The organism is Mycolicibacterium sp. lyk4-40-TYG-92 (genome assembly GCF_030209435.1).
Lineage (GTDB): Bacteria > Actinomycetota > Actinomycetes > Mycobacteriales > Mycobacteriaceae > Mycobacterium.
Genome location: NZ_JARVRX010000005.1, coordinates 160,789 through 186,561 on the forward strand (window position 1 = coordinate 160,789; position 25,773 = coordinate 186,561).

Below are 25,773 nucleotides of genomic sequence, written 5' to 3' on the forward strand. Positions count from 1 at the left end.
GAGCCTAATCGTCCGCTGAGCACGTCTACACAGGCGTGCTCAGCAAGCGGGCGACTCGCCGTTACATGAACGCGGCCTGGTTCTTGGGTAGATTGACATCCGACCATGACGACTCTTGCAGCACCGCGGCCGGCGCCGCCGCCCGGGTCAGGCAACGCCGCGCGCGTCACCGACGGCGGTGCAGACGGCCCGGCGGACCACGCGCCGAGCGCGTTCTACCGCCACGACCTGGATGGTCTGCGCGGCATCGCCATCGCCATGGTCGCGGCCTTTCACGTCTGGTACGGCCGGGTTTCCGGCGGCGTCGACGTCTTCCTGGCGCTGTCCGGCTTCTTCTTCGGCGGCAAACTTCTCCGCATCGCGCTGACGCCGGACGCACCGCTGTCCCCCGGGCCGCAACTGCGTCGGCTGGTCCGCCGTCTGCTGCCCGCCCTGATCGTCGTCCTGGCCGCGGGCGCCGTGCTGACCATCGTGATCCAGCCCCAGACGCGCTGGGAGACGTTCGCCGACCAGAGCCTGGCCAGCCTCGGCTACTACCAGAACTGGGAGCTGGCCGAGACCGCGTCGAACTACCTGCGAGCCGGCGAATCGGTCAGCCCGCTGCAGCACCTGTGGTCGATGTCGGTCCAGGGCCAGTTCTACGTCGCGTTCCTCGCGCTGATCTTCGGCTTCGCATATCTGTTCCGGCGCCGGCTCGGCGACCGGTTGCGGCCGGCGTTCATCGCGCTGCTCAGCGTGCTGACCGTCGCGTCGTTCGTCTACGCGATCTTCGCGCACCAGGCCGACCAGGTCAGTGCCTACTACAACAGCTTCGCCCGCGCCTGGGAGTTGCTGCTCGGCGCGCTCGTCGGCGCGCTCGTGCCGTCCGTCCGCTGGCCCATGTGGCTGCGCAACGTGGTGTCGGTGGTCGCGCTGGCAGCGATCCTGTCGTGCGGCGCCCTGATCGACGGCGTACGGGAATTCCCCGGACCCTGGGCGCTGGTTCCGGTCGGCGCGACCATGCTGTTCATCCTCAGTGCCGCAAATCACACCGACCGGCTGCCGGGGCCGAACCGGCTCCTGGCCACCGGGCCGTTCCTGTCGCTCGGCACCATGGCGTACTCGCTGTACCTGTGGCACTGGCCGCTGCTGATCTTCTGGCTGGCCTACAGCGGCCACAGCCGGGCCCATTTCGTCGACGGCACCGTCGTGCTGCTCGTCTCGGGGGTGCTCGCCTGGCTCACGACCCGCTACGTGGAGAACCCGCTGCGCCGGCCGTCGACGGCGGCGGGTTCGCGCGGATTGGCCGGCCTGCGGCGGCCCACCGCGGTGCTGGGAACGCTCGTCGCCGTGATGGGCGTGTCGCTCACCGCCACCGCGTTCACCTGGCGCGAGCACATGAACACCGCGCGGGCCAACGGCAAGGAACTCGCCACACTGTCGCCGGTCGACTATCCCGGTGCCCGCGCCCTGCTGCACCACGCGCGGGTGCCGAAGCTGCCGTTCCGCCCGACGGTGCTCGAGGCGCACGACGACGTGCCGGCGACGACCGCGGACAGCTGTATCGCCGATTTCGACGACCTGTCCATCCGCAACTGCACCTACGGCGACGCGAAGGCGCCGCGCACCATCGCCCTGGCGGGCGGCTCGCACGCCGAACACTGGATCACCGCGCTGGACGTGCTCGGTAAGCGCTACCACTTCAAGGTGGTCACCTACCTCAAGATGGGTTGCCCACTGTCGACAGAGCAGAACCCGCTGGTGATGGGCGACAACCGGCCGTACCCGAAGTGTTACGAGTGGAACGAGCTGGTCATGCCGAAACTGGTGGCCGACCGTCCGAGCTTCGTCTTCACGACCTCCACGCGCCCGTGGAACATCAAGTCCGGTGACGTCATGCCCGGCACGTACATCGGCATCTGGCAGCGCCTGTCTGATGCGAACATCCCGATCCTCGCCATGCGCGACACCCCGTGGCTGGTACGGGACGGTAAACCGTTCTTCCCCGCGGACTGCCTTGCCAGCGGCGGCAATTCGACGTCCTGCGGTATCGCCCGCTCCGAGGTACTGTCCGACCACAACCCGACCCTCGATTTCGTCGCGCAGTTCCCAATGCTGAAGCCGCTCGACATGAGTGACGCGGTGTGCCGCCCCGACGTCTGCCGTGCTGTGGAGGGAAATGTATTGCTGTATCACGACTCTCATCACCTGTCCGCCACCTACATGCGCACCATGACCGCCGAACTCGGCCGCCAGGTCGGGGCCGCCACCGGCTGGTGGTGAGCTACTTTCATGGTTGTTGGCGTCTGGCCGGGTAGCGCCTATCCCCTCGGTGCCACCTACGACGGGTCCGGCACGAATTTCTCGCTGTTCTCCGAAGTCGCCGAGCGCGTCGAGCTGTGCCTGATCGCCAAGGACGGCACCGAGGAACGCGTCAATCTCGACGAGGTCGACAGCTACGTGTGGCATTGCTATCTGCCGGCTGTGACCCCCGGGCAGCGCTACGGATTTCGTGTGTACGGGCCGTGGGACCCGGCCAATGGACACCGCTGCGATCCGAGCAAGCTGCTGCTCGACCCGTACGGCAAGTCGTTCCACGGCGACTTCGACTTCTCCCAGGCGCTCTACTCCTACGACATGGCGGCCCCGTCGGCCACCGGCGAGCCGCCCGGCATCGATTCGTTGGGCCACACCATGACCAGCGTGGTGATCAACCCGTTCTTCAACTGGGACAACGACCGGCTGCCGCGGACGCCCTATCACGAGACGGTGATCTACGAGGCCCACGTCAAGGGCATGACGCAGACGCACCCGGCGATCCCCGAGGAACTGCGCGGCACCTACGCCGGACTCGCCCACCCGGTGATCATCGAGCATCTGCAATCCCTCGGTGTCACCGCGATCGAGCTGATGCCGGTCCACCAGTTCCTGCACGACCACCGGCTGCTGGACCTGGGCCTGCGAAACTACTGGGGCTACAACACGTTCGGGTTCTTCGCGCCGCACTACCAGTACTCGTGGAACCAGCACGCCGGTAGCGCCGTCGCCGAGTTCAAGACCATGGTGAAGTCGTTTCACGAAGCCGGCATCGAAGTCATCCTGGACGTGGTCTACAACCACACCGCCGAGGGCAACCACCTCGGCCCGACGCTGAACTTCCGCGGCATCGACAACGCCGCCTACTACCGGCTCGATGACGACGACCTGTCGCTGTACAAGGATTTCACCGGCACCGGTAACAGCCTCAACGCCCGCCATCCCCACACGCTGCAGCTGATCATGGATTCGCTGCGGTACTGGGTGCTGGAGATGCACGTCGACGGCTTCCGCTTCGACCTCGCCTCGACCCTGGCCCGGGAGTTCTACGACGTGGACCGGCTGTCGGCATTTTTCGACCTGGTGCAACAGGATCCGGTGATCAGCCAGGTGAAGTTGATCGCCGAGCCATGGGATGTGGGCGAAGGCGGCTACCAGGTCGGCAACTTCCCAGGTTTGTGGACCGAGTGGAACGGGAAATACCGCGACACTGTGCGCGACTACTGGCGGGGCGAGCCCGCGACCCTGGGCGAGTTCGCCTCGCGGCTGACCGGTTCCTCGGACCTCTACGAGGCGACCGGCCGGCGACCGAGCGCGAGCATCAACTTCGTCACCTGCCACGACGGATTCACGCTGACCGATCTGGTGTCCTACAACGAGAAGCACAACGACGCCAACGGCGAGGACAACCGGGACGGCGAGAGCCACAACCGGTCCTGGAACTGCGGCGTCGAAGGCCCCACCGACGACCCCGAGATCCTCGAGCTCCGGGAACGCCAGCGGCGCAACATCTTCGCGACCCTGATGCTGTCGCAGGGCACGCCGATGATCAGTCACGGTGACGAGATCGGGCGCACCCAGCAGGGCAACAACAACGTCTACTGCCAGGACAACCCACTGGCGTGGATGGACTGGTCCATGCTCGAGACCAACTCGGCGCTGCTGGAATTCACCCGCACCGTGGTGGCGTTCCGGCGCAAGCATCCCGTCTTCCGGCGCCGCCGGTTCCTGGCCGGTCAGCCGGTTCGCAGCACCGGGCAGGAGGTCCGCGACATCGCGTGGCTGACGCCCGCCGGCGAAGAGATGACGCTGGAGGACTGGGATTCCGGTTTCGGCAAGAGCATCTCGGTGTTCCTCAACGGCGACGCGATACCCGAACCCAACGCCCGCGGTGAGCGGGTCACCGACGACTCGTTCCTGCTGTGCTTCAACGCCCACGACGAGGCTCTGGATTTCGTGATCCCCGGCCAGGACTACGGCGAGAAATGGGCGGCGGCGCTGGACACCGCGGACCCGCACGGGCATACCGAGCTGGTGGCGGGCGCCGGCGAGACCATCGCACTGCAGGCCCGCTCGCTGCTGGTGTTGCGTAAGACGGCGTGACCGCGATGACAGCAGCGGCGGGCGCGTCACCGGTGATCTCCACGTACCGGCTCCAGATGCGCAGCGACGGAATGACGTTCGACGATGCGCTGGCACTACTGCCCTATCTCGACGAACTCGGCGTCTCGCACCTGTACCTGTCGCCGGTGCTGACTGCCGTGACCGGGTCGACGCACGGCTACGACGTCACCGACCCCACGGCCGTGTCGGCGGGGCTCGGTGGGCCGGAAGGGTTGTCCCGGCTGTCCGCCGCGGCACGCACGCGCGGCATGGGGCTCGTCGTCGACATCGTGCCGAACCATGTCGGCGTCGAGCAGCCCGAGCAGAATCCGTGGTGGTGGGACGTCCTGACGTACGGCCGCTCATCGCGGTTCTGCACGTACTTCGACATCGACTGGGACCTCGACCCCGACGGCCGAATCGTGTTGCCGGTGCTGGGTTCCGACTCCGACGTCGACGATCTGGCCGTCGACGGTGACGTGCTCCGGCTGGGTGACCGGACATGGCCGATCCGGCCGGGCACCGGCGCCGGCACGGCCGCCGAGGTTTACGCCCGGCAGGCCTACCGGCTGACGGGCTGGCAGTCCGGTCTGTGCGGCTACCGTCGGTTCTTCTCCATCACCTCACTGGCGGCGGTGCGCCAGGAGGATCCCGACGTGTTCGACGCCAGCCACGCCGAGATCGCGCGCTGGTTCCGTGAAGACCTGGTGGACGGGTTGCGGGTCGACCACATCGACGGGTTGACCGATCCGGCAGGCTATCTCGCCCGGCTGCGCGAGCTGAGCGGGCCCGCCACCTGGATCGTCGCCGAGAAGATCCTGGCCGCCGACGAACCGCTGGATCCCGGCCTGCCCATCGCGGGCACCACGGGTTACGACGTGCTCCGGGAGATCGGTGGGCTCTTCGTCGACCCCGACGGGGCCGCCACGTTGACGGACCTGGCCCGCGAAACCCGCTGCGATGAACGGGAACTCAAGATCAAGGTCGTCACCGAGACACTGGCCAGTGAGCTGGCCCGGCTGCGCCGCGCCATCGTGCGGGCAGCCGGGAACGACGATCCGGCCCTCCCGACCGCCATCGCCCAACTGCTCAGCCGCGTCGGCGTGTACCGCACCGACTACGCCGTCCTGTCCGGGGCGCTGCCCGAGGCCATCAACGAAACCATCAGCGCGGCACCAGAACTGGCATCGGCTCTGCAGCTGATCGTGACCGCCGTGGAGCAGCCCGAACCCGCTTCCCGGTTGCAGCAGTTGTGCGGTGCGATGACGGCCAAGGCCATCGAGGACACTCTGTTCTACCGTGATGCCCGCCTGGTGTCGCTGAACGAGGTCGGTGGCACCCCGGAACGCTTCGGTATGAGCACCGCCGAGTTCCACCAGCGCGCCGCGGCGCGCGCCCGGGACTGGCCCGCAGCCATGGTGACGCTGTCCACACACGACACCAAGCGCGCCGAGGATGTGCGGGCGCGCATCACCGTGCTGTCCCAGTGCGCCGAGCAGTGGCCGCAGCGCGTCCGCCGCTGGAACGCGGTGTGCGTCCCGCCCGACGAGGGCACCGGATTGTTTCTGTGGCAGAACATCATCGGCGTCTGGCCGGCCGCCGACGATGTCGACGACACCGTCCGCGCACGGTTGCACGCCTATGCCGAGAAGGCGATCCGCGAAGCCGAGCTGCACACCAACTGGGAGCAGCCGGACCAGCGGTTCGAAGATGCGGTCCACGACTGGATCGACGCCCTGCTCGACGGGCCGGTGGCCAATGAGGTGACCGCGTTCGTCGGACAGCTCGATGAGGCCGCGCGTTGCGATGCCGTGGCCCAGAAGCTGCTGGCCCTGACCGTGCCGGGTGTTCCCGACATCTACCAGGGCACCGAGCTGTTCGACGACAGCCTGGTGGACCCCGACAATCGCCGCCCGGTGGATTTCGCGCGCCGCCGGACCGAGCTGACGGCATTGAGCCACCCCAAGATTCGGGTGGTCACGGCAGCACTGCGGTCACGCCGGGAACGGCCCGACACATACCTGTCGGGTGACTACACCCCCGTCACCGCCGAGGGACCTGCCGCCGACCACGTCATCGCATTCCGACGCGGCACCGAAGTCCTGGTGGTCGTGCCCCGGTGGACGCTGAGACTCGACGAATCAGCTTGCGCCGACACGCTTATCGCGCTGCCTGAGGGTGAGTGGACCGACCGGCTTACCGGCCGGACCTGGTCCGGGACCGCGACCGCCGCCGCGCTGTTCGCCGAACTGCCCGGCGTGCTACTGGAGAAAGCCGATGCCTGACCACGAATTCTCGGTGTGGGCGCCCACGCCGAATGACGTCGCACTCGACGCCGACGGGACCCGGCACCCGATGACCCGCTCCGGCGACGGCTGGTGGCGCGTCACCGCCGACGTGCCGGACGATGCCCGGTACGGCTTCGTCCTCGATGATTCCGACCCACTGCCCGACCCGCGTTCGCCACGGCAACCTGATGGCGTGCACGGACTTTCGCAGCTGTGGACGCCCGAGGCGCCGGCCCCCTGGCCCGGCCGCGCCATCGACGGCGCGGTGATCTACGAACTGCACGTCGGCACGTTCACCGAGGCCGGCACGTTCGACGCCGCCATCGAACGACTGGACCATCTGATCGACCTCGGGGTGGACTTCGTCGAACTCATGCCGGTCAACGCGTTCAGCGGCAGTCACGGCTGGGGCTACGACGGCGTGCTGTGGTACGCCGTGCACGAACCCTATGGCGGCCCCTCAGGTCTGGTGCGTTTCGTCGACGCCTGCCACCGGCGCGGGCTGGGCGTGCTGCTCGACGCGGTGTTCAATCACCTTGGCCCGTCAGGGAATTATCTGCCCAAGTTCGGGCCGTACCTGACGGTGGGCCGGACCCCGTGGGGCGAGGCGATCAACATCGCGGCCGCCGACTCCGATCCGGTACGCCGGTACATCGTCGACTGCGCCCTGCGCTGGATGCGGGATTTCGGCTTCGACGGCCTGCGGTTGGACGCGGTGCACGCGCTGGTCGACACCACGGCCGTGCATCTGCTGGAAGAGCTGGCCATCGAAACCGACGCCTTGGCAACCGAACTCGGCCGGCCGTTGTCGCTGATCGCCGAGAGCGACCTCAACGATCCGCGCCTGATCACCCCGCGTGAGCACGGTGGCTACGGCCTCGCCGCCCAGTGGGACGACGACATCCACCACGCCATCCACACCGCGGTCTCGGGCGAGCGGCAGGGCTACTACGCCGATTTCGGGTCGATGCAGACCCTCGCGACCACCCTCGCCCGCGGCTTCTTCCATGCCGGTACCTACTCGTCGTTCCGGCGCCGCCGCCATGGCCGGGAGCTCGATACCGCGCAGATTCCGGCCACCCGGCTGCTGGCCTATACCTGCACGCACGATCAGGTGGGCAACCGTGCGCGCGGCGACCGCCCGTCGCAGAACCTCGACTTCGGCCAGCTGGCGGTCAAAGCCGCACTGGTCCTCGGATCACCCTATACGGCAATGCTTTTCATGGGTGAGGAGTGGGGCGCGTCGACACCGTTCCAGTTCTTCAGCGCACACCCCGAACCCGAACTTGCACGCGCGACCGCAGAGGGACGCAAGGCGGAGTTCGCCGATCACGGCTGGGCCGCCGAGGACATTCCGGATCCGCAGGACCCCGCCACGTTCCGGCGCTCGAAACTCGACTGGGACGAGGTCGGCACAGGCGAGCACGCCCGGCTGCTTCAGCTCTATCGCGACCTGATCGCGTTGCGACGCACCGAACCCGACTTCGCCGACCCGTGGCTGGATCACCTACGCATCGAGGTCGACGAGGCCGACCGCTGGATCGTCATGCACCGCGGTGCTTTCGCCGTGGCGTGCAACCTCGGCGAGCACGCCGTCGCGGTACCCGTCACCGGCGCGGTGGTGCTGTCGTCAGCCGAGCCGCAGATCGGGACGGACGCCACGACACTGCCCGGCCACAGCTTCGCCGTCCTACGCCGAGGTGGCTAGGTCAGATACCGGTACGCCGGCGATCCCGGCTCCAACGGCTCGACGTGGATGCCCGAATTGTGCATCCGCTCGAGCAACCCGTCGAAGCCCGCGGCCGAACCGAGCTCGATGCCGACCAGCGCCGCACCCGTCTCCCGGTTGTTGCGCTTGACGTACTCGAACAGGGTGATGTCGTCGTTGGGCCCGAGCACCTCGTCCAGGAACCGCCGCAGCGCGCCGGGCTCCTGCGGAAAGTCCACCAGGAAGTAGTGCTTGAGGCCCAGGTGCACCAGTGACCGTTCGAGCACCTCGCCGTAGCGCGAGACGTCGTTGTTGCCACCGGAGATCAGGCAGACCACCGTCGACCCGGCCTCGACACCGTTCTCCATCAGCGCCGCAACGGACAGCGCGCCCGCGGGCTCGGCGATGATGCCCTCGTTCTGGTACAGGTCGAGCATCGCGGTGCACACCGCGCCCTCGTCGACCGTCGTCACCGACACCATGTCCCCGGCCGCCGCGAGCGCCGCGTACGTCAGCTCCCCGGCCCGGGCCACCGCGGCGCCGTCGACGAACTGGTCGACGTGCTCCAGCGTGACCGGCTCGCCCTTGGCCAGCGCCGCGATCATCGACGCCGCACCGGCAGGCTCGGCCCCGAGCACGGCGGTCGCCTTGGTGTGCGCGGTGAGGTAGGTCGTGATGCCGCTGATGCACCCGCCGCCACCCACCGGCACGATCACCAGGTCGGGTTCGCCGTCCAACTGGTCGAGGATCTCCACGGCGATGGTGCCCTGACCGGCCATGGTGCGCAGGTCGTCGTACGGCGGCACCAGCGTGGCGCCCGTCCGGGCGACGTCCTCGAGCGCGGCCGCGGCGGCCAGGTCGTAGGTGGCGCCGCCGACGATCAGCTCGATGAAATCGCCGCCGTGGTAGCGGATGCGGTCCCGCTTCTGCTTCGGCGTCTTGGCCGGGACGTACACGCGGCCGCGCACACCCATCGAGCGGCAGGCCAGCGCGAAGCCCTGCGCATGGTTGCCGGCCGACGAGCACACCACGCCGGCGGCCTTCTCCTCGTCGGAGAGCTGCATCAGCAGGTTGTAAGCGCCGCGCAGCTTGTAGGAGCGCACCGCCTGCAGGTCCTCACGCTTGAGGTACACCTGGGCGCCGGTCAGTGCCGACAGCCGATCGCTGTACTGCAGCGGAGTGCGGGTGATCACCGAGGAAATTCGCCGAGCAGCCGCATCGATGTCGGCCGCGGCAAGCGGCGACGTCCTGTGGGTTCCCTGGCTCAGCTCGGCAGACACCGTCTAATGGTGTCATCTCGGTGCGAAACTGAGCGCATGGACCCCACTGGAGAACCGTTGCCGCCGGCGGTCAGGACTTTCGTCGAGCGCACCCACCGCCTGACCAGCAGCGCGGAACACCATGTGCCGTCCTGGCTGCGGCCCGGCGCACCGGAGAACCGGCTGCCGGTGATCGCCGCCATCCTCGGCGCGGTCCTGCTGCAATGGGCCGTCCCCGAGCAGTACACCGTGGTGCCGCGGTGGCCGCTGATCGGCCTGGAAGTCCTGCTCGTGGTCGTGCTGCTGATCATCAACCCGGTGCGGATGTCCCGCGAGACCACCGTGGGCAAGTGGGCGATGTGGTTGCTGACGGCGGCCATCACCGCCGACAACACGACCTCGGCGATCGTCCTCGACGTCCATATCCTGTCCGGTCAGGTCTCGAACAACGCCGGGCTGTTGCTGGGCAGCGGCGCGGCGATCTTCATCACCAACGTCATCGTGTTCGGCATCTGGTTCTGGGAGCTGGACCGCGGTGGACCGTTCGCCCGCCGGGCCGGGGACGACCCGTACCCCGATTTCCAGTTCCCCCAGATGAGCGATCCACAGAATGCCGAACCCGGTTGGCGCCCAACGTTTGTCGACTACCTGTACGTGAGCTACACCAACGTCGTGGCGTTCTCCCCCACCGACACCATGCCGCTGTCCCGGTGGGCCAAGGTGATGATGACGCTGCAGTCGCTGGTGTCGATCTCGACGACCGCGCTCGTCATCGCGCGCGCCGTCAACGTGCTGAAGTAGGCCCGTCACAGTCGCGGTGGGGCTCCAGCAGTTCGGCCTGGCCAACCTCGGGACGGGTCGTCGGGAGCCAGCGCCGCGTCGACTCGAGGGATCGTTCGATGAGTTCACCCGAGTGGGAGAAGTCGATCGGCGACACCCGCACCGGACACAACGGCGGCACCACATGCAGTTCGACCGCCCCCTCGAACCGCTCGACATCCGTCGCCAGCCGCCGGTTGATCGCCAGCGTGAACGCGTGCATCGCCATGGCCAGTGCGGCGCGCGGCGGTTGTGGCATGGCGCACGAGTAGCCCGTCGGCAGCACCCACACCTCGGTCGCGCCCAGTTCGACCGCATAGGACAGCGGTGTGTTGTTCACCACGCCGCCGTCGACCAGATCGCGTCCGCCGATCCGGACCGGCGGCAGGACCGCCGGGATGGCGGCACTCGCGACGATCGCGTCGACGGCGTCGCCCGACGACAGCAGGACGTCCTGCCCGGAGAGCACGTCGGTTGCCACCACGTGCAACGGCGTGGACGCGTCCTGCAGCCGCCGGAACCGCAGATTCTGCCGCAGCAGCGTGCGAATCCCGATGTCGGAAACCAGATGCGGCCGCCGCCCCAGAAACCCGAGCAGACCCATACTCGGGCTGGTCGGGAACACTTTGCGGCGCGATAGCGTCCGCCAGAGATCGGCCAGCGCCAGGGCCCCGTCGTGGTCGGACCGTCCGGCGATCCACCCGCCGTTGAGGGCACCGACCGACGTGCCGACGATCAGATCCGGTTTGATGCCGGCCTCGGCCAGACCCAGCAGCATGCCCACCTGGATAGACCCCAGGCTGCCGCCGCCGGACAGCACGAACGCCGTCGTCATGCCGACACAGTACGCACCCCGAGCCGATTCGCCGGGACGATTTCGCACACCCGCGGCGGGCACCCGGCGCCATCAGGGAATTGCTCGCCATGCCGAATCTTCGGCTAGAGTGAACACCGCCAGGCCGCAGTAACCCCGGGCCCCAAATTTCGCCGCCACGAGCGGCCTACCGCCGAGAGGCGTTCTGCGGTCTGGCTTTAACTTCTCAGCTGTATCCCGCCGACATCGGCGGTGACAGCGTCAATCCAGCGAGTCGCTGCGCCACAACCCGGCGGCGGCATGCAGCTCGTTGGCGATCCGGGTGAACGTCACGGCACGGTCGGTGAGCTCTGCGGCGCGCTCGGGCGCCGTCGTCGTCGCGTCCTCGGCCAGGCTCGTGCAGCCCGCCGCGCTCACGCGGCAGTACGCTGCCGCGCGCTCCAGCGCGACGGCGAAATCTCCCTCGAAGACACCGCGCAGAATCCGGTCCGCCAGCTCACGGATCTCGGTCGGCCCGACGGGCGTCTCCGCACCGGCGACCACCGGGTAGATCGAGTGCAGCACCTCGGTGCCGCGGCCGAACATCAGGCTGGCCGAATAGGGGTCGGTGCGGATCGACAGCCGCAGCAGATAGACGCGCCACAGTGCACCGGGCAGACTGCGCGCACCGGCACCCGCCCACAACTCGGCGATGGTCTCGATGCCGTGCTCGTCGGTGTACGCCACCAGCCGGGAGACCACGTCGGGGTCCGGGTAGCTGCGCACACGTTCCAGCAGCGCCGCCGCGGTCTCGTGGGCGACGCGACTGTCCTGTACGGGGTCCTCGACATCGTGGAACGCCTCGAAGCCGCGGCCGAGGAACTTGGTCGGCTTGTGTATCCGCCGACGGTCGTCAGTCATGCACTAGTTCTTTCCCGGCGCCGCGTGCGCCGTCATCGCCTTCTCCCGTCGCTGCGCTCGCCCTCAACGCCACCCGTCGGCGTCTTTGGCGGCCTGCAGCAGCACCTCACACAGCTCTTTCAATTCAGTGGGTCCGGCGCCTTCGGCAACTGCGGTCGCGACGTCCTCGGCCGCACACCGTACCTGATAAACGCGGTCCGAGAGCGCCGCCGCCTCCTCGGCGCTGAGCACCACCGAGTCCTCTGCCAGGTTGGTGCCCTTGACCATCGCCCGCTGCTCGTAGGCCCGCTGCCGGCATGACTGACGGCAGTACTGGCGACGACGGCCCATGCCCGCGTCGGCCACCTCGCGGCCACACCACCGGCACGGCTGGGCCTTCGAACGCTTCATGTCCGCCTCACGATCGTGACTGTATCCGCCGGGCGGCGCAGCGCCGGTATCATGGACAATCGAGTCGGGAACTTCACGGCGCTGGACTGCGTTGATTCCCTGTCGCTATACCAAGGGAGTGATTGACGATGGCTGATCGTGTCCTGCGAGGTAGTCGCCTCGGAGCTGTGAGCTACGAGACGGACCGTAACCATGACCTGGCACCGCGGCAGGTGGCCCGCTACCGCACCGACAACGGCGAGGAATTCGAAGTTCCGTTCGCCGACGATGCGGAAATCCCCGGCACCTGGGCGTGCAAGAACGGCATGGAAGGCACCCTGCTCGAGGGTGACGTTCCTGAGCCCAAGAAGGTCAAGCCGCCGCGTACCCACTGGGACATGCTGCTCGAGCGTCGTTCCGTCGAGGAGCTCGAAGAGCTGCTCAAGGAGCGCCTGGAGCTGATCAAGACCCGCCGCCGCGGCTGATTGCCTGGTCCAACAGAAAAGCCCCGCCGCGAGGCGGGGCTTTTTCGTGCTTATGGCTGGTGTCTCTAGCGGACGACGCCGCGGGCCCGGTCCAGCCGGCCGCGGATGCCCCACTTTGCCACCTGCGACATGGCCTCGCGGATGTTCGACCCGCTCATCTTCGACACACCCAGTTCACGTTCGGTGAAGGTGATGGGCACCTCGACGACGGTGAAGCCCGCGTTGATGGCACGCCAGGTCAGGTCGATCTGGAAGCAGTAGCCCTTCGAATCGACATCGTCGAGGCCGATCTTCTCCAGCACGTCATGCCGGTAGGCGCGGTAGCCGGCTGTGATGTCGTGGATCTTGACGCCCAGCAGCACCCGGGCATAGGTGTTCGCCGTGCGCGACAGGACGAGCCGGCGGCGCGGCCAGTTGCGGATGGCGCCGCCAGGGACGTACCGCGACCCGATTGCCAGGTCGGCGCCGGCGTCGACGGCGTCCAGCAGCCGGTACAGCTCTTCGGGCGCGTGGCTGCCGTCGGCATCCATCTCGACCAGCACGCTGTAGCCGCGGCCCAGGCCCCAGGCGAACCCGGCGAGGTACGCGGCGCCAAGACCGCCCTTGCCGGCGCGGTGCATGACATGCACGCGGTCGGGATCGGCCAGCGCCAGCTCGTCGGCCAGCTGACCGGTGCCGTCGGGGCTGTCGTCGTCGACGACGAGCACGTGGACGTCCGGACGGGCGGCGTGCACCCGGCCGACGATCAACGGCAGGTTCTCGCGCTCGTTGTAGGTCGGAATGATGACCAGCGTGCGCTGACTCGGACGGTCCTCGCCCATGGTCATTACCCCTGTTCGTTCTCGGTTTCGGTGTCGGTGTCAGAGCCGGCTGCGCTGCCGTCCTGATGTTCGGCAGCCGCCTGGCGACGGCGCACGAGGTTCCTATTGTGCAACATGGCTGCCAGAAGAGCCGAAACGCCGACCCCGATCAGCACCCCGTTGATGAGCGGTCCCCACCTCGTGGCGAGGGTCAGATCGGTCTTCAACCGCACCTGGCGGTCCAGATAACCGGGCTGGAAGAACTCGGTGCGCTCGAGGACCTGGCCGTTCGGCGCGACCACCGCACTGATGCCCGTCGTGCCTGCGACAACGACGTACCGATCGTGTTCGACGGCACGCAGCCGGGCGAACGCCAACTGCTGGACGCTCATCGGTTCGTCGAACGTCGCGTTGTTCGCGGGCACCGCCAGCAACTGCGCGCCGTTCAGTACCGACTGCCGGGCAGCACGGTCGAAAATGACCTCCCAGCAGGTCGTCACCCCGATCGGCACACCCGCGGCGGTGACCACGCCGGTGCCGTTGCCCGGTACGAAGTAGCCGGCCCGATCGGCATACGGCGACAGCAGCCGGAAGAAGCTCCGCCAGGGCAGGTACTCACCGAACGGCTGCACGATGGCCTTGTCGTGGCGCTCCCCCGGCCCGTCGGTGCCGTTCCACACGATCACCGAGTTGGTGGTCACCGGATGCTCCGGCGTGTACTCCGGCGCCGACAAAACGGTGCCCACCAGGATCGGCGCGTGGATCGCCGACGACGCGGCCGAGATCAGTTCCGCGGCGTCGGCGTTGACCAGCGGGTCGATGTCCGACGAGTTCTCCGGCCAGATCACCACGGTCGGTTGCAGCGCGCGGCCGGCTCGGACATCCTCCGCCAGCTGCTTGGTTTCGCGGACGTGGTTGTCGAGGACTGCGCGGCGCTGGGCGTTGAAGTCCAGGCCGAGCCGCGGCACGTTGCCCTGGACGGCGGCGACGTTGATCGCGGGGTCATCGCCCGCACCGGCGCCGGCCTTGCGGACGTGCGGCCAGGCCAGCACGGTGCCCAGCAGGACCACGGCGATACAGATGCCCGGGATGAAGACCTCCGGCGGCGCCGCGGCGCCCGTGCGGTGATCGTGGCGCCAGTGCCCGACCGCCTCGAGCACGATGGCTGTCGCGCTGAAACCGATGAGCGCCACCGCGAACGACACCAGTGGCGCACCGCCGAGCTGCGCGAGCGGCAGCAGTGGGCCGTCGGTCTGGCCGAAGGCGACGACGCCCCACGGGAAGCCGCCGAACGGCACCGTCGACTTGAGCCATTCGGCCGCTACCCAGAGCGCGGCGAACCACAGGGGCCAGGCCGGCAGGCGCCGCACGACGACCGCGGTCAGGCCGAACACCCCGGTGAAGAACGCCTCCAGGGCGGCCAGCATCAGCCAAGGGACCGGGCCGACGAAGTTGCTGATCCACGGCAGCAGCAGCACGTAGAACACCATCCCGGTCAGCATGCCGTAGCCGAAACCGCCTGCGGGCGTGGTGCGTTCGTCAACCAGCACCCACGCCAGCAACGCCAGCGCGGGGAACGCCAGGTACCAGAGATCGAACGGCGGGAAGCTCGCGCACAGCAGCAGGCCGGCGACGACGGCCGCGGCCAGCCGGATCAATCGAGGCTCGAAGAACCGTCGCAGGGCCGTGAGCATCCGCGCTCCGCGGCCGGGTCCCTGCGGCTCTCCGGGTGCGTCGGGAGTTTCCGGCTCGGCCTCGGTTTGGGCCTCGGTTTGGGCCTCGGCCTGGGCCTCGTCCGCTACTTCGTCCTGTACCTCTTCGGTGTCCTCAGCCATGGATCAGCTCACCGCGGTGCACGGTCTGCAGGCAGGTCGGCAGCTCGTCGTCGGGTCCCAATGGGGGCAGTGCCGGTACCCGTGACCGCGGATCGGTCGACCAGCGCTGGACGGCGTCGGCCGGAGCGGTGACGTCCAGGGCGTCGGCACCGCCGGGGACCTGCCACACGGCGTACGACGCGACGGCCCCCGGCACCAGCGTCCCGGTCAAACCGTCGCGGACGCCGCCGGCCCGCCAGGCGCCGCGGCTGGCCGCCAGGAACGCCGACCGCGCCGAGATGGCACTGCCCGCCGTCCGGTGACTGATGGCCGCGCGCACCGATTCCCAGGGATTGATGCTGGTGACGGGACTGTCCGAACCGAAGGCGAGGGGCACGCCTTGCGATGCTAACAGCGCGAACGGGTTCAAACCCCGCGCTCGATCGACACCGAGACGCTGGGCGTACATGCCGTCGGCGCCGCCCCACAGCGCGTCGAAATTCGGCTGCATGCTGGCGACCACGCCCCAGGCGCCGAGCTTGCGCGCCTGTTCCGCGTCCACCATCTCGAGGTGCTCCAGCCGGTGCCCGCAGCGCGCCACCGCGGGTGCCCCGAACGCGGCCACGGTCCGGTCCAGCGCTTCGACGACGGTGGCGACCGCGGCGTCGCCGATGACGTGGAAGCCGGCCGTGATACCGGCCTCGGTGCAGGCCAGCAGATGTGCGGTCACGGCGTCGGTGTCCAGGTAGGTGTTGCCACAGGTGGGTGAGCAGCTGGGTCCGTCGAGATACGGCTGCTGCAGCCAGGCGGTGCGGGAGCCCAGCGCGCCGTCGATGAAGAGGTCACCGGCCAGGCCCTGGGCCCCGGTGGCGGCCATCAGGTCGCGGGCAGCGGCCGCGTTTTCGACGGCCTCGCCCCAGTAGCCGACGATGTCGACGCCGTGTTCGGTGGCGCGCAGGTCCGCCCAGTCGTCGAGACCGCCGATCTCGGGGCCCGCGCACTCGTGCACGGCGACGATGCCGTTGCGGGCGGCCAGGTCGAGCGCGGCGCGCTGGGCGTCGCGGCGTTGCGTCGCGCTGAGCAGAGTGCGGGCCGCGGCCCGCACTCTGTGGTGGGCGTCGGCGGTCAGCGGTCCCTGCGCGGAGAAGCCCGCGGTGTCGGCAAGCCCGGGCACCAGCTGCCGCAGGCCGGTCGTCGCGACGGCCGAGTGCACGTCGACCCGGGCCAGGTAGGCAGGCCGTCCGCCGAGCACGCCGTCGAGGTCGGCCGTGGCCGGGATGACGCGCTCCGGCCAGCCGGATTCGTCCCAGCCGTGGCCCCAGATGACGCCGTCCGGATGCTGCGCGGCGTGGTCGGCCAGCAAGGTCAGCAGGTGCGGCAGCGAGGTCGCGGGACGGAGGTCGAGTCCGACCTCGGTGAGCCCGGTGGCGGTCAGATGCACGTGGCTGTCGACGAACGCCGGGGCCACGAACGCGCCCTCGAGATCGACGACGGTGGCATCCGGGTGCAGCGCCCGGCCCACGTCATCGGAACCGAGCCAGGCCACCACTCCGTCGCGGATCGCGATCGCAGTGGCGTCGGGCGCCGCGGGGCTGTGGATACGACCGCCCAGCAGCAGCGTCGTCGCAAAGGTGGTCACGAAGGTGACAGGTTAGTCCGTTCAGCCGGCGTGCCGGTGCACAGCGACCGGTGAGCTGTCGATGACCTCGATCACTTCGCCGTCGATGTACTCGCCGCGACCGCGGTAGCGCTCGTCGTGGTTGATGTAGATCACCTGGGTCGGGAAGTCCATCGGGGTGAGCCGACGGCCGAGTACGGCGTTGGCCGCAGGCCGCACCGCGCGCCGGGTGAACGGCACCAGCATGAGCGCGCCGAGCACCGAGCTGGCCAGCCCGGGCACGACGACCAGGACCGTGCCGAGTGCCACCAGCAGACTGTCGGTGGCCAGCGTCGGGTCGGCGGATCGCGCGCTCAGCGCCTCGGACAACCTGCTGAAATGCCGGGTGACCTGCGCGCCCGCGATGGCCAGGCCGGCGGCAAAAGTGGCCAGCAGCGCCAGCAATGTCCACGCCACACCGATGGTCGAGGCCAGGGCTGCCAGCACCGCGACCTCGACCAGGGCATAAACCAGAAACAGTCGCATCGCCATGCACTGGACAACGCCGAAACGCCGGAGTTGGTTCCTAGCCGCCGGGAAGCGGCTCGACCTCGATGGCTGCGTGCACCTTCTCGACACCGCCGCGGATGATGGCCTGCGGGATCCACCACCAGGCGTGCCACCAGTAGCGCCTGGTCACCATGTCGAAGACGCGCTTGGTCTCGGATTTAGGCAGGTTGCGGGCGATGGCCTCGACCGGTTCACCCTTGATCTTGCCCAGCGCGCCGCACTTCTGGATCGTCACCCGCGGCGTGTTCTTGATCCGCTTGGTCTTCCATGAACCCTCGTCGGTGCTGATGAGCAGCTTGCCTTCGTGCGGCACGCCCCAGACCGGAGTCGGTTTGGGCCGTCCGTCCTTCGTGAAGGTGGTCAGCAGCAGGTACTTCTCGCGGTACACGTCTTCGAATGTCGGTGCCATGGCTCTAGAACACCACGGTTTCGTTGCCGTGGCGCAGGATCCGGTCCTGGCAGTGCCACAGGACGGCCCGGGACAGCACCGCGCGTTCCACGTCGGCGCCGAGGCGCACCAACTCCTCGACGCTGTGGGTGTGGTCGACACGCACCACGTCCTGCTCGATGATCGGGCCCTCGTCCAGGTCCTTGGTCACGTAGTGCGCGGTGGCGCCGACGAGCTTCACACCGCGCTCCTTGGCCCGCCGGTAGGGCGTGGCACCGACGAATGCCGGCAGGAACGAATGGTGGATGTTGATCAGTGGACACTCGATGGCCTCGAGGAACTCCGGGGTGATGATCTGCATGTACCGCGCCAGCACCACCAGATCGACGTTGCCCTTGAGCAGCTCCAGCTGGCGCTGCTCGGCCTGCTCCCGGATGTCGCGGCTGGCCGGGATGTGCACGAACGGCACCCCGAACGCGCGGACCTGCTCGGCCAGGTCGGCGTGGTTGGAGATCACCATGACCACGGTCATGTCGAGTTCGCCGCGGCGGTTGCGCCACAGCAGATCGAGCAGGCAGTGGTCGGCGGTCGACGCCATGATCGCCACGCGCTTGGGTTTGGACGCATCGGTGAACCGGTAGTCCATGTCGAATTCATCTGCCACTGACTGGAATTCGCACTCCAGGTCGGGCTGGGCGGCGGCCAGCCCCGGCAGGTGGAAGACGGTGCGCTGCAGGAAGGTGCCGCCTTCCGGAGCTGTCGAGTGCTGGTCCAGCGAGATGATGTTGGCGCCCGCGCGGGTCAGGAACGTCGACACCGCGGCGATGACACCGCGACGGTCCGGACAGTTCAGCAGCAACCGCCCGATGTCCTTGTGGCGCGGCAGCTTCGGCGCGCCGGCAGGGAATTGAGTCACTGTGCGGCCCGGAGCTCCAGAGCCACGTTGTTCTCCATGCCGCCGCGCAGCTTGGAGACGAAGTTGAACGCCTTGCCGATCAGCCCGTAGCGCTTGCCGATGCCGTCGTAGACGGTGCCGAGCTGCGACTTGTCCAAAATGGCTGCCGTCGCCTCGACAGCCTCGCTCTTCGGGTTGCCGCGCATGTCGCACTTGGCGACCGTCACGCGCGGGGTGTTCCGAATCCGCTTGACCTTCCAGGCCTTGGCCTCGGAGATGACCAGCAGCCGGTCACCGTCGGGGACCGCCCAGACGGCGGTGGGCTTCGGGCGACCGTCCTTGGTGAAGGTGGTCAGCAGGATGTAGTTCGCGGTGGCGACATCGGCGAAGGTGAGGGCCATGGCCATCAGGCTAGTGCGTGAACAACGAGCGTGAGGGCCAGGCTGTCCGCCGGAGCAGATGCGTGCCGACCCTCACTGCGTTACGTCTTGTCGTGCGGCGGGGTGGGGATGGGTGGCTGCGGAATCACCGGGTACTCGCCGGTGTATCCGACCCGCTTGGCCGCGATGGCCAGCACATTGCCCCGGACCGCGTACCAGCCGCCGGTCAGCAACGGGACCAGCGCGATGATGGCGATCAGATTCCAGTGGTTCTCGTAACACATCAACGCAGTGACCGCGACGAGGAACAGCAGCGTCGCATAGCTGGTGTACGGAGTACCGGGCAGCCGGAAGCTGGGCCGCTGCACGATGCCCTTGGCTTCCCAGCGGTACAGCTGAATCTGGCAGGCGACGATCATGCCCCAGGTGAAGATGATGCCGATCGCCGCGAGGTCGAGCGCGATGTTGAATGCGTCTTCGGGCACGAACAGGTTGAGGATGACGCCCAGCAGGGTAAGGACGGCGGTCAGCGCGATCCCGCCGAATGGCACGCCGTTCCGGTTCATCTTCGCGGTGAACGCAGGGCCGCTGCCGTTCATCGCCATCGAGCGCAGCACGCGGCCAGTTGAGTACAAGCCGGCGTTGAGGCTGGACATCGCGGCAGTGAGCACCACCATGTTCATGATGCCGCCGGCCGCGGGCACGCCGACCTTGGAAAAGAAGGTCACGAAAGGACTTTCACCCTTGTGGTATGCGGTATACGGCAGCAGAAGAGCCAGCAGGATCAGCGAGCCGACGTAGAAGATCGCAATGCGCGCGACGACGGAGTTGATCGCCCGCGGCATCACTTTGGCCGGCTCTTCGGTCTCCCCCGCCGCGATGCCGACGAGTTCGACTGCGGCATAGGCGAAGATGACACCTGTGGTGACTACGACCAACGAGAACAGGCCGGTCGGGAACAGTCCGCCGTTGTCACCGATGACGCCGAATCCGGTTGACTTGCCTTCGATTTCGAAACGACCACCGAGGAAGACGATGCCGACCACCAGGAATGTGACCAGCGCGGCGACCTTGATGATCGAGGCCCAGAATTCCATTTCACCGAAGAGCTTCACCGAGATCATGTTCAGGGTCACCACGATGCCCAGCGCGATGAGCGCGATCAACCATTGCGGTACCGCCTTGAACATGCCCCAGTAGTGCATATACAGCGCAACCGCGGTGACATCGACGATCGAGGTGGCCGCCCAGTTGAAGAAGTAGAGCCAACCGGTTACGAAAGCTGTTTTCTCACCGAAGAATTCGCGTGCGTATGACACGAACGAACCAGAGGAGGGTCGGTGTAGCACGAGTTCACCGAGGGCCCGCAAGATGAAGAAGACGAAGACACCACAGACGGCATACACCAGGAACAGGCCCGGCCCGGCCGAGTGCAGACGACTGCCTGCACCCATGAACAGACCGGTACCGATGGCGCCACCGATGGCGATCATCTGGATCTGGCGCGGCTTGAGAGCTTTGTGATAACCCTCGTCTTCGTGCGCAAGCGCCGAATTGTCGTAACTCGTTGATTCAGTGGTCATTCGGTTCCCGTCGGCGTCGGATGGGTCCTGTTGCTGGGCCGCATCGATGTCGGCCGCACGAGAGGAGGCCGACCAATCACTACCCTGGGACTCCCGCGTGTGGCCCCACGAAAACAGTAAGTCGGATGCTCCGCACGCGTCGGCTCAGGCTGTAAAAACTGGGTGAACCATAGATTTCAGCGACGCACCCACGCCGGCCATCGCCGGCGACGCCGCCCCGGCACCGGTACATCCCGCAATATCTTCGCGACGATGGCGACGAACTCGGCGCACGAGTCATAGCGCGCAGACGGATCTTTCGCGAGTGCCTTCGCGAACACTGAATTCAGCGCAGTGGGCAACCAGGGGCGGCGTGCCGTGAGCTTCGGCACCTCTTCGCACAGATGGGCATGGGTAATGGCGAACGTGGTGTTGCGTGGATACGGCGGCAGACCGGTCAGCCACTCGAGCATGCTGCAGGCCAACGCGTAGACATCCGTTTGCGGCGACAATTGCTGAGCCGCAAGGAGTTCCGGAGCCGCGTAGGCGATCGACCCCCGGACCCGGCCATTGCGGGCCAGCGGTTTTGCATCGTCCAGCAACTGCGCGATGCCGAAGTCGGTCAGGAACGCCGAGCGCAGATCGGCGCTCAGTAAGATGTTGGCGGGCTTGACATCCCGATGTATCACGTCCATCTGATGCGCATAGTCCAACGCCGAGGCAATCTGTGCCGACACCCGAACGATCACATCGACATCCGGCTCATCGTCCGGCCCGGGTATCAACACCGTCGACTCGGGACCGTCGACGTACTGCATGGACAGCCACAGCCTGGTGGGTTTCGCACCGTCTTCGTCCACGCCGCCGCCAACCCGCAGCGCTCCGTGCTCATACATCGCCACAATGTGGGGATGCCGCAGTCGGGAGGCGATGGTGAACTCCCGGTTCAGCCGCCAGGCCGCCCGGTCATCGGCGTTCTTGTCGTGAAATACCTTCAGCGCCACCGGAACTGAATCCGCCGGCAGGCGAGCCCGATATACGTCGGCGCTACTACCGCTGCCGAGAAGTCCTTCGACGACGTAATCGGCGACCACCGCACCGATCTCGAACACCGAGCCAGGATACCTGCGGGCGTCGGATTTCTCCGGCCAAGGAGCTCCCGGCTACCCCTCCAACTCCCCTTCGGTCTCCAGCAGCACCTGCTTGAGCCCGTCCAGGGTTTCGGATTCGGGAGCGGACCACATGCCGCGGCCCGCCGCCTCCAGGAGCCGCTCGGCCATGCCGTGCAGCGCCCACGGGTTGGACTCGCTCATGAACTTCCGGTTCTCCGGATCGAGCACGTAACTCTGCGTCAGCTGCTCGTACATCCAGTCGGCCATGACACCCGCCGTGGCGTCATACCCGAACAGGTAGTCGACGGTGGCCGCCATCTCGAAGGCCCCCTTGTAGCCGTGCCGGCGCATGGCGCTCATCCAGCGCGGGTTGACGACGCGGGCCCGGAACACGCGCGTGGTCTCCTCCGACAGCGTGCGGGTGCGGACGGCGTCGGGTCGGGTGTTGTCGCCGATGTACGCGGCCGGGTCTTTGCCGGTGAGCGCCCGGACGGTCGCGACCATGCCGCCGTGGTACTGGAAGTAGTCATCGGAGTCGGCGATGTCATGCTCGCGGGTGTCGGTGTTCTTGGCCGCCACCGAGATTCGCCGGTAGGCCCGGTTCATGTCGTCGGTGGCCGGGGCGCCGTCGAGGTCGCGGCCGTACGCGAAGCCACCCCACGCGGTGTACACCTGGGCCAGGTCGGCGTCGTCGCGCCAGTTGCGGCTGTCGATGAGCTGCAGCAGGCCGGCGCCGTAGGTTCCTGGCTTGGAGCCGAAAATCCTTGTGGTGGCCCGCCGTTGGTCGCCGTGATCGGCGATGTCGGCTTGCGAGTGGGCGCGGACGTAGTTGTCCTCGGCCGGCTCATCGAGCCCGGCCACGAGCTGCACGGCGTCGTCGAGCATGGTCACCACGTGTGGGAAGGCGTCGCGGAAGAAGCCCGAGATGCGGACGGTGACGTCGATGCGCGGGCGGCCCAGCTCGGCCGGCGCGATGGGCTCCAGCCCGACGACGCGGCGCGACGCGTCGTCCCAGATGGGCCGAACGCCCAGCAGCGCAAGCACTTCGGCGATGTCGTCGCCGGCGGTGCGCATGGCCGAGGTGCCCCACACCGAGAGCCCGACGGACTCGGGCCAGCGGCCGTAGTCGGTGCGGTAGCGCTCCAGCAGCGAATCCGCCATTGCCACACCGGTTTCCCACGCCAGCTTCGACGGCACGGCCTTGGGGTCGACGGAGTAGAAGTTGCGGCCCGTGGGCAGCACGTTCACCAGCCCGCGCAGCGGTGAGCCCGACGGGCCGGCCGCGATGAACCCGCCGCCGAGCGCGTGCAGGATCTGGTCGATCTCGCGGTCGGTGCCACGCAGCCGCGGCACCACCTCGGTGGCGGCGAACCGAAGCACCTTGGCGACCTCGGCGTTGTCGGTGATGCCGTCCACCGCGGCGGCATCCCAACCCGACGCCTGCAGCTTGGCCACCAACTCGCGGGCCTGATTCTCCGCGGCATCGACGGCTTCGCGTGCGGCAGAGCCGTCCTCCGCCAGCCCCAACGCCTCCCGCAGCCCCGGCACCGACTGCTCGCCGCCGAACAGCTGGCGCGCCCGCAGGATGGCGAGCACCAAATCGAGTTCGGCCTCGCCGGCCGGCGCCTGACCCAGGATGTGCAGACCGTCACGGATCTGGACGTCCTTGATCTCGCACAGCCAGCCATCGACGTGCAGCAGCATGTCGTCGAACACGTCCTCGTCGGGCCGGTCCTCCAGCCCCAGGTCGTGGTCCATCTTGGCGGCGCGCATCAGCGTCCAGATCTGCTGACGGATGGCCGGCAGCTTGCCGGGGTCCAGCGCCGAGATGTTCGAGTGCTCATCGAGCAGCTGTTCCAGGCGGGCGATGTCGCCGTAGGTCTCGGCGCGGGCCATCGGCGGGATCAGGTGGTCGACCAGCACCGCGTGCGCCCGGCGCTTGGCCTGCGTGCCTTCGCCGGGATCGTTGACCAGGAACGGGTACACCAGCGGCAGGTCGCCGAGTGCGGCGTCGGTGCCGCACGCCGCGGACATGCCGAGGGTCTTGCCCGGCAGCCATTCCAGGTTGCCGTGCTTGCCCAGGTGGATCATCACGTCGGCACCGAAATGCTTGTTGATCCAGTGGTAGGCCGCCAGGTAGTGGTGGCTGGGCGGCAGGTCGGGGTCGTGGTAGATCGCGACGGGGTTCTCACCGAAGCCGCGGGGCGGCTGGACGATCAACACGATGTTGTCGGAAACCATTGCGGCGATGACGATTTCGCCGTCTGGGTTCTGCGATCGGTCGACGAACAGCTCACCGGGCGCCGCACCCCAGTGTTCGGTGACGGCATCCGTCAACGCGGAGGGCAGCCTCGCGAACCACGCCCGGTAGTCCTTGGCCGACACCCGGACAGGGTTGGCTTCCAGCGCTTCCGTGCTGAGCCAGTCGGGGTCCTGGCCGCCCTTCTCGATCATCGCGTGGATCAGGGCATCCCCGTCTTCGGCGTCGACGCCGGGGATATCGCCGATGCGGTAGCCGGCGTCGCGCATGGCGCGCAGCAGTGCCACCGCGCTGGCGGGCGTGTCGAGGCCGACGGCGTTGCCGATGCGGGCGTGCTTGGTCGGGTACGCCGAGAACACCAGCGCGACGCGCTTGTCGGCGGGCGCGATGTACTTCAGCCGGGCGTGGCGGACGGCCAGCCGCGCCACCCGCTCGCAGCGCTCGGGGTCGGCGACGTACGAGATCAGGCCTTCGCTGTCGATCTCCTTGAACGAGAACGGGACGGTGATGATGCGGCCGTCGAACTCCGGCACCGCCACCTGCGACGCGACGTCCAGCGGCGTCAGCCCGTCGTCGTTCTCGTCCCATTGCGCGCGCGAGCTGGTGAGGCACAGGCCCTGCAGGATGGGGATGTCGAGGGCGGCTAGATGCGCGACGTTCCAGTTGTCGTCATCGCCGCCTGCGCTCGCGGTGGCCGGGGTCGCGCCACCGGCCGCAAGCACCGTCGTGATGAGGGCGTCAGCCGTGCCGAGCAGCTCGATGAGCTCTGGCTCGGCGGTCCGCAGCGACGCGCAGAAGATCGGGAGCGGACGGCCACCGGCCTCCTCGATGGCCCCGCACAACGCGTCGATGTAGGCGGTGTTGCCGGCCAGCTGCTGGGCGCGGTAGTAGAGCACCGCGACGGTCGGTCCGGTCGCGTCGGTTTGCCGGTCCAGCAGCCCCCAGCTCGGGGCCGATTCGGGCTCACCGAATCCGAACCCGGTCATGAGGACCGTGTCCGACAGGAAAGAATGCAGATTGACCAGGTTGCTCACGCCACCCTGCGCCAGATAGATGTGCGCCTGGAGCGCGACGCCGGCCGGGACGGTCGAGTGACTCATCAGGTCGGCATCGGGGGTCTGCTCCCCCGACAGCACCACGGTCGGGATACCGCCGGCCACGACGGTGTCGATGTCGTCCTGCCAGGTGCGATAACCGCCCAACACCCGGACGACCGCGAGGTCCGCACCGGCCAGGAGGTCCGCCAGTTCACCGTCGATCAACCGGGACGGATTGGCCCACCGGTACTCGGCCCCGCTGGCGCGGGCGGTGATCAGATCGGTGTCGGACGTCGAGAGCAGCAGTACGGTCGGCAC

At 68.0% G+C, this 25,773-nt stretch carries 20 protein-coding genes; 6 read left to right on the forward strand and 14 right to left on the reverse strand.

Features of this window, described 5'->3' with window-relative positions; translation table 11 throughout:
- Positions 1 to 105 precede the first annotated feature (105 nt).
- From sucT to treZ, 4 genes are read left to right on the forward strand one after another with little or no spacing between them, the layout of a single operon-like run.
- Positions 106 to 2,262 (forward strand): acetyltransferase SucT, encoded by a 2,157-nt coding sequence (gene sucT / locus QRN63_RS11525; RefSeq protein WP_285030868.1) that lies wholly within the window; start codon positions 106 to 108, stop codon positions 2,260 to 2,262.
- 9 nt (positions 2,263 to 2,271) lie between these two features.
- Positions 2,272 to 4,398, forward strand: a complete 2,127-nt coding sequence (gene glgX, locus QRN63_RS11530; RefSeq protein WP_285030869.1) for a glycogen debranching protein GlgX — start codon at positions 2,272 to 2,274, stop codon at positions 4,396 to 4,398.
- Positions 4,399 to 4,403: 5 nt separating this feature from the next.
- The gene (gene treY / locus QRN63_RS11535; protein WP_285030871.1) at positions 4,404 to 6,683 is read left to right on the forward strand and encodes a malto-oligosyltrehalose synthase; all 2,280 of its coding nucleotides are present in this window, start codon (positions 4,404 to 4,406) and stop codon (positions 6,681 to 6,683) included.
- A complete protein-coding gene (gene treZ, locus QRN63_RS11540) occupies positions 6,676 to 8,394 on the forward strand; it encodes a malto-oligosyltrehalose trehalohydrolase (protein WP_285030872.1) in 1,719 nt (572 codons plus the stop codon). Before treY ends, treZ begins: the two co-directional genes overlap by 8 nt.
- On the opposite strand, the gene ilvA is transcribed toward treZ, so the two are convergent.
- Positions 8,391 to 9,674, reverse strand: coding sequence for a threonine ammonia-lyase IlvA (gene ilvA / locus QRN63_RS11545; protein ID WP_267317922.1), 1,284 nt, complete (start codon positions 9,672 to 9,674; stop codon positions 8,391 to 8,393). The genes treZ and ilvA overlap by 4 nt on opposite strands.
- A gap of 36 nt (positions 9,675 to 9,710) precedes the next feature.
- Here ilvA and QRN63_RS11550 point away from each other — a divergent pair, with 36 nt between their 5' ends.
- Positions 9,711 to 10,454: a hypothetical protein gene (locus QRN63_RS11550; RefSeq protein ID WP_285030873.1), complete on the forward strand. Its 744-nt coding sequence runs from the start codon at positions 9,711 to 9,713 to the stop codon at positions 10,452 to 10,454.
- Here QRN63_RS11550 and QRN63_RS11555 read toward each other — a convergent pair.
- The 3 genes from QRN63_RS11555 to QRN63_RS11565 all read right to left on the reverse strand — a co-directional run bounded on the left by QRN63_RS11555 (position 10,438) and on the right by QRN63_RS11565 (position 12,576).
- The gene (locus QRN63_RS11555) at positions 10,438 to 11,307 is read right to left on the reverse strand and encodes a patatin-like phospholipase family protein (protein ID WP_285030874.1); all 870 of its coding nucleotides are present in this window, start codon (positions 11,305 to 11,307) and stop codon (positions 10,438 to 10,440) included. The genes QRN63_RS11550 and QRN63_RS11555 overlap by 17 nt on opposite strands.
- Positions 11,308 to 11,547: 240 nt before the next feature.
- Positions 11,548 to 12,186 carry a DNA-directed RNA polymerase subunit beta gene (locus QRN63_RS11560; RefSeq protein WP_267317925.1) on the reverse strand — a complete coding sequence of 213 codons (639 nt, stop codon included), beginning with the start codon at positions 12,184 to 12,186 and terminating at the stop codon, positions 11,548 to 11,550.
- A 63-nt stretch (positions 12,187 to 12,249) separates the two neighbouring features.
- Positions 12,250 to 12,576 (reverse strand): hypothetical protein, encoded by a 327-nt coding sequence (locus QRN63_RS11565; protein ID WP_029119937.1) that lies wholly within the window; start codon positions 12,574 to 12,576, stop codon positions 12,250 to 12,252.
- A gap of 128 nt (positions 12,577 to 12,704) precedes the next feature.
- Between QRN63_RS11565 and QRN63_RS11570 the strand changes: the two genes are divergently transcribed.
- The gene (locus tag QRN63_RS11570; protein WP_043400890.1) at positions 12,705 to 13,040 is read left to right on the forward strand and encodes an RNA polymerase-binding protein RbpA; all 336 of its coding nucleotides are present in this window, start codon (positions 12,705 to 12,707) and stop codon (positions 13,038 to 13,040) included.
- A gap of 65 nt (positions 13,041 to 13,105) precedes the next feature.
- Here QRN63_RS11570 and QRN63_RS11575 read toward each other — a convergent pair whose 3' ends face one another.
- The 10 genes from QRN63_RS11575 to cobN form a co-directional block, all read right to left on the reverse strand.
- The gene (locus QRN63_RS11575; RefSeq protein ID WP_061002365.1) at positions 13,106 to 13,867 is read right to left on the reverse strand and encodes a polyprenol monophosphomannose synthase; all 762 of its coding nucleotides are present in this window, start codon (positions 13,865 to 13,867) and stop codon (positions 13,106 to 13,108) included.
- Positions 13,867 to 15,675 (reverse strand): apolipoprotein N-acyltransferase, encoded by a 1,809-nt coding sequence (gene lnt / locus QRN63_RS11580; RefSeq protein WP_502888117.1) that lies wholly within the window; start codon positions 15,673 to 15,675, stop codon positions 13,867 to 13,869. The genes QRN63_RS11575 and lnt overlap by 1 nt, the downstream gene beginning before the upstream one ends.
- The gene (locus tag QRN63_RS11585) at positions 15,668 to 17,293 is read right to left on the reverse strand and encodes an amidohydrolase (protein ID WP_285030875.1); all 1,626 of its coding nucleotides are present in this window, start codon (positions 17,291 to 17,293) and stop codon (positions 15,668 to 15,670) included. Before QRN63_RS11585 ends, lnt begins: the two co-directional genes overlap by 8 nt.
- 21 nt (positions 17,294 to 17,314) lie before the next feature.
- Positions 17,315 to 17,803 carry an FxsA family protein gene (locus QRN63_RS11590; protein WP_267317928.1) on the reverse strand — a complete coding sequence of 163 codons (489 nt, stop codon included), beginning with the start codon at positions 17,801 to 17,803 and terminating at the stop codon, positions 17,315 to 17,317.
- 34 nt (positions 17,804 to 17,837) lie between these two features.
- Positions 17,838 to 18,230, reverse strand: coding sequence for a PPOX class F420-dependent oxidoreductase (locus QRN63_RS11595; protein ID WP_267317929.1), 393 nt, complete (start codon positions 18,228 to 18,230; stop codon positions 17,838 to 17,840).
- A gap of 4 nt (positions 18,231 to 18,234) precedes the next feature.
- Positions 18,235 to 19,125 carry a formyltetrahydrofolate deformylase gene (gene purU, locus QRN63_RS11600; RefSeq protein ID WP_285030876.1) on the reverse strand — a complete coding sequence of 297 codons (891 nt, stop codon included), beginning with the start codon at positions 19,123 to 19,125 and terminating at the stop codon, positions 18,235 to 18,237.
- Positions 19,122 to 19,505, reverse strand: coding sequence for a PPOX class F420-dependent oxidoreductase (locus QRN63_RS11605; RefSeq protein WP_267317931.1), 384 nt, complete (start codon positions 19,503 to 19,505; stop codon positions 19,122 to 19,124). The genes purU and QRN63_RS11605 overlap by 4 nt, the downstream gene beginning before the upstream one ends.
- A gap of 80 nt (positions 19,506 to 19,585) precedes the next feature.
- A complete protein-coding gene (locus QRN63_RS11610) occupies positions 19,586 to 21,067 on the reverse strand; it encodes an amino acid permease (RefSeq protein WP_267317932.1) in 1,482 nt (493 codons plus the stop codon).
- A 176-nt stretch (positions 21,068 to 21,243) separates the two neighbouring features.
- Entirely contained in the window at positions 21,244 to 22,158 is a 915-nt protein-coding gene (locus QRN63_RS11615; protein WP_285030877.1) for a serine/threonine-protein kinase, read from the reverse strand.
- Positions 22,159 to 22,209: 51 nt separating this feature from the next.
- Positions 22,210 to 25,773, reverse strand: coding sequence for a cobaltochelatase subunit CobN (cobN, locus tag QRN63_RS11620; RefSeq protein ID WP_285030878.1), 3,564 nt, complete (start codon positions 25,771 to 25,773; stop codon positions 22,210 to 22,212).

Bases quoted from the DNA above. Each gene is read 5' to 3' on its own strand.
- sucT (WP_285030868.1), top strand. From the start codon at position 106: ATGACGACTCTTGCAGCACCGCGGCCGGCGCCGCCGCCCGGGTCAGGC.
- glgX (WP_285030869.1), top strand. From the start codon at position 2,272: ATGGTTGTTGGCGTCTGGCCGGGTAGCGCCTATCCCCTCGGTGCCACC.
- treY (WP_285030871.1), top strand. From the start codon at position 4,404: ATGACAGCAGCGGCGGGCGCGTCACCGGTGATCTCCACGTACCGGCTC.
- treZ (WP_285030872.1), top strand. From the start codon at position 6,676: ATGCCTGACCACGAATTCTCGGTGTGGGCGCCCACGCCGAATGACGTC.
- QRN63_RS11550 (WP_285030873.1), top strand. From the start codon at position 9,711: ATGGACCCCACTGGAGAACCGTTGCCGCCGGCGGTCAGGACTTTCGTC.
- QRN63_RS11555 (WP_285030874.1), bottom strand. From the start codon at position 11,307: ATGACGACGGCGTTCGTGCTGTCCGGCGGCGGCAGCCTGGGGTCTATC.
- QRN63_RS11560 (WP_267317925.1), bottom strand. From the start codon at position 12,186: ATGACTGACGACCGTCGGCGGATACACAAGCCGACCAAGTTCCTCGGC.
- QRN63_RS11565 (WP_029119937.1), bottom strand. From the start codon at position 12,576: ATGAAGCGTTCGAAGGCCCAGCCGTGCCGGTGGTGTGGCCGCGAGGTG.
- QRN63_RS11570 (WP_043400890.1), top strand. From the start codon at position 12,705: ATGGCTGATCGTGTCCTGCGAGGTAGTCGCCTCGGAGCTGTGAGCTAC.
- QRN63_RS11575 (WP_061002365.1), bottom strand. From the start codon at position 13,867: ATGACCATGGGCGAGGACCGTCCGAGTCAGCGCACGCTGGTCATCATT.
- lnt (WP_502888117.1), bottom strand. From the start codon at position 15,675: ATGGCTGAGGACACCGAAGAGGTACAGGACGAAGTAGCGGACGAGGCC.
- QRN63_RS11590 (WP_267317928.1), bottom strand. From the start codon at position 17,803: ATGGCGATGCGACTGTTTCTGGTTTATGCCCTGGTCGAGGTCGCGGTG.
- QRN63_RS11595 (WP_267317929.1), bottom strand. From the start codon at position 18,230: ATGGCACCGACATTCGAAGACGTGTACCGCGAGAAGTACCTGCTGCTG.
- QRN63_RS11605 (WP_267317931.1), bottom strand. From the start codon at position 19,505: ATGGCCCTCACCTTCGCCGATGTCGCCACCGCGAACTACATCCTGCTG.
- QRN63_RS11610 (WP_267317932.1), bottom strand. From the start codon at position 21,067: ATGACCACTGAATCAACGAGTTACGACAATTCGGCGCTTGCGCACGAA.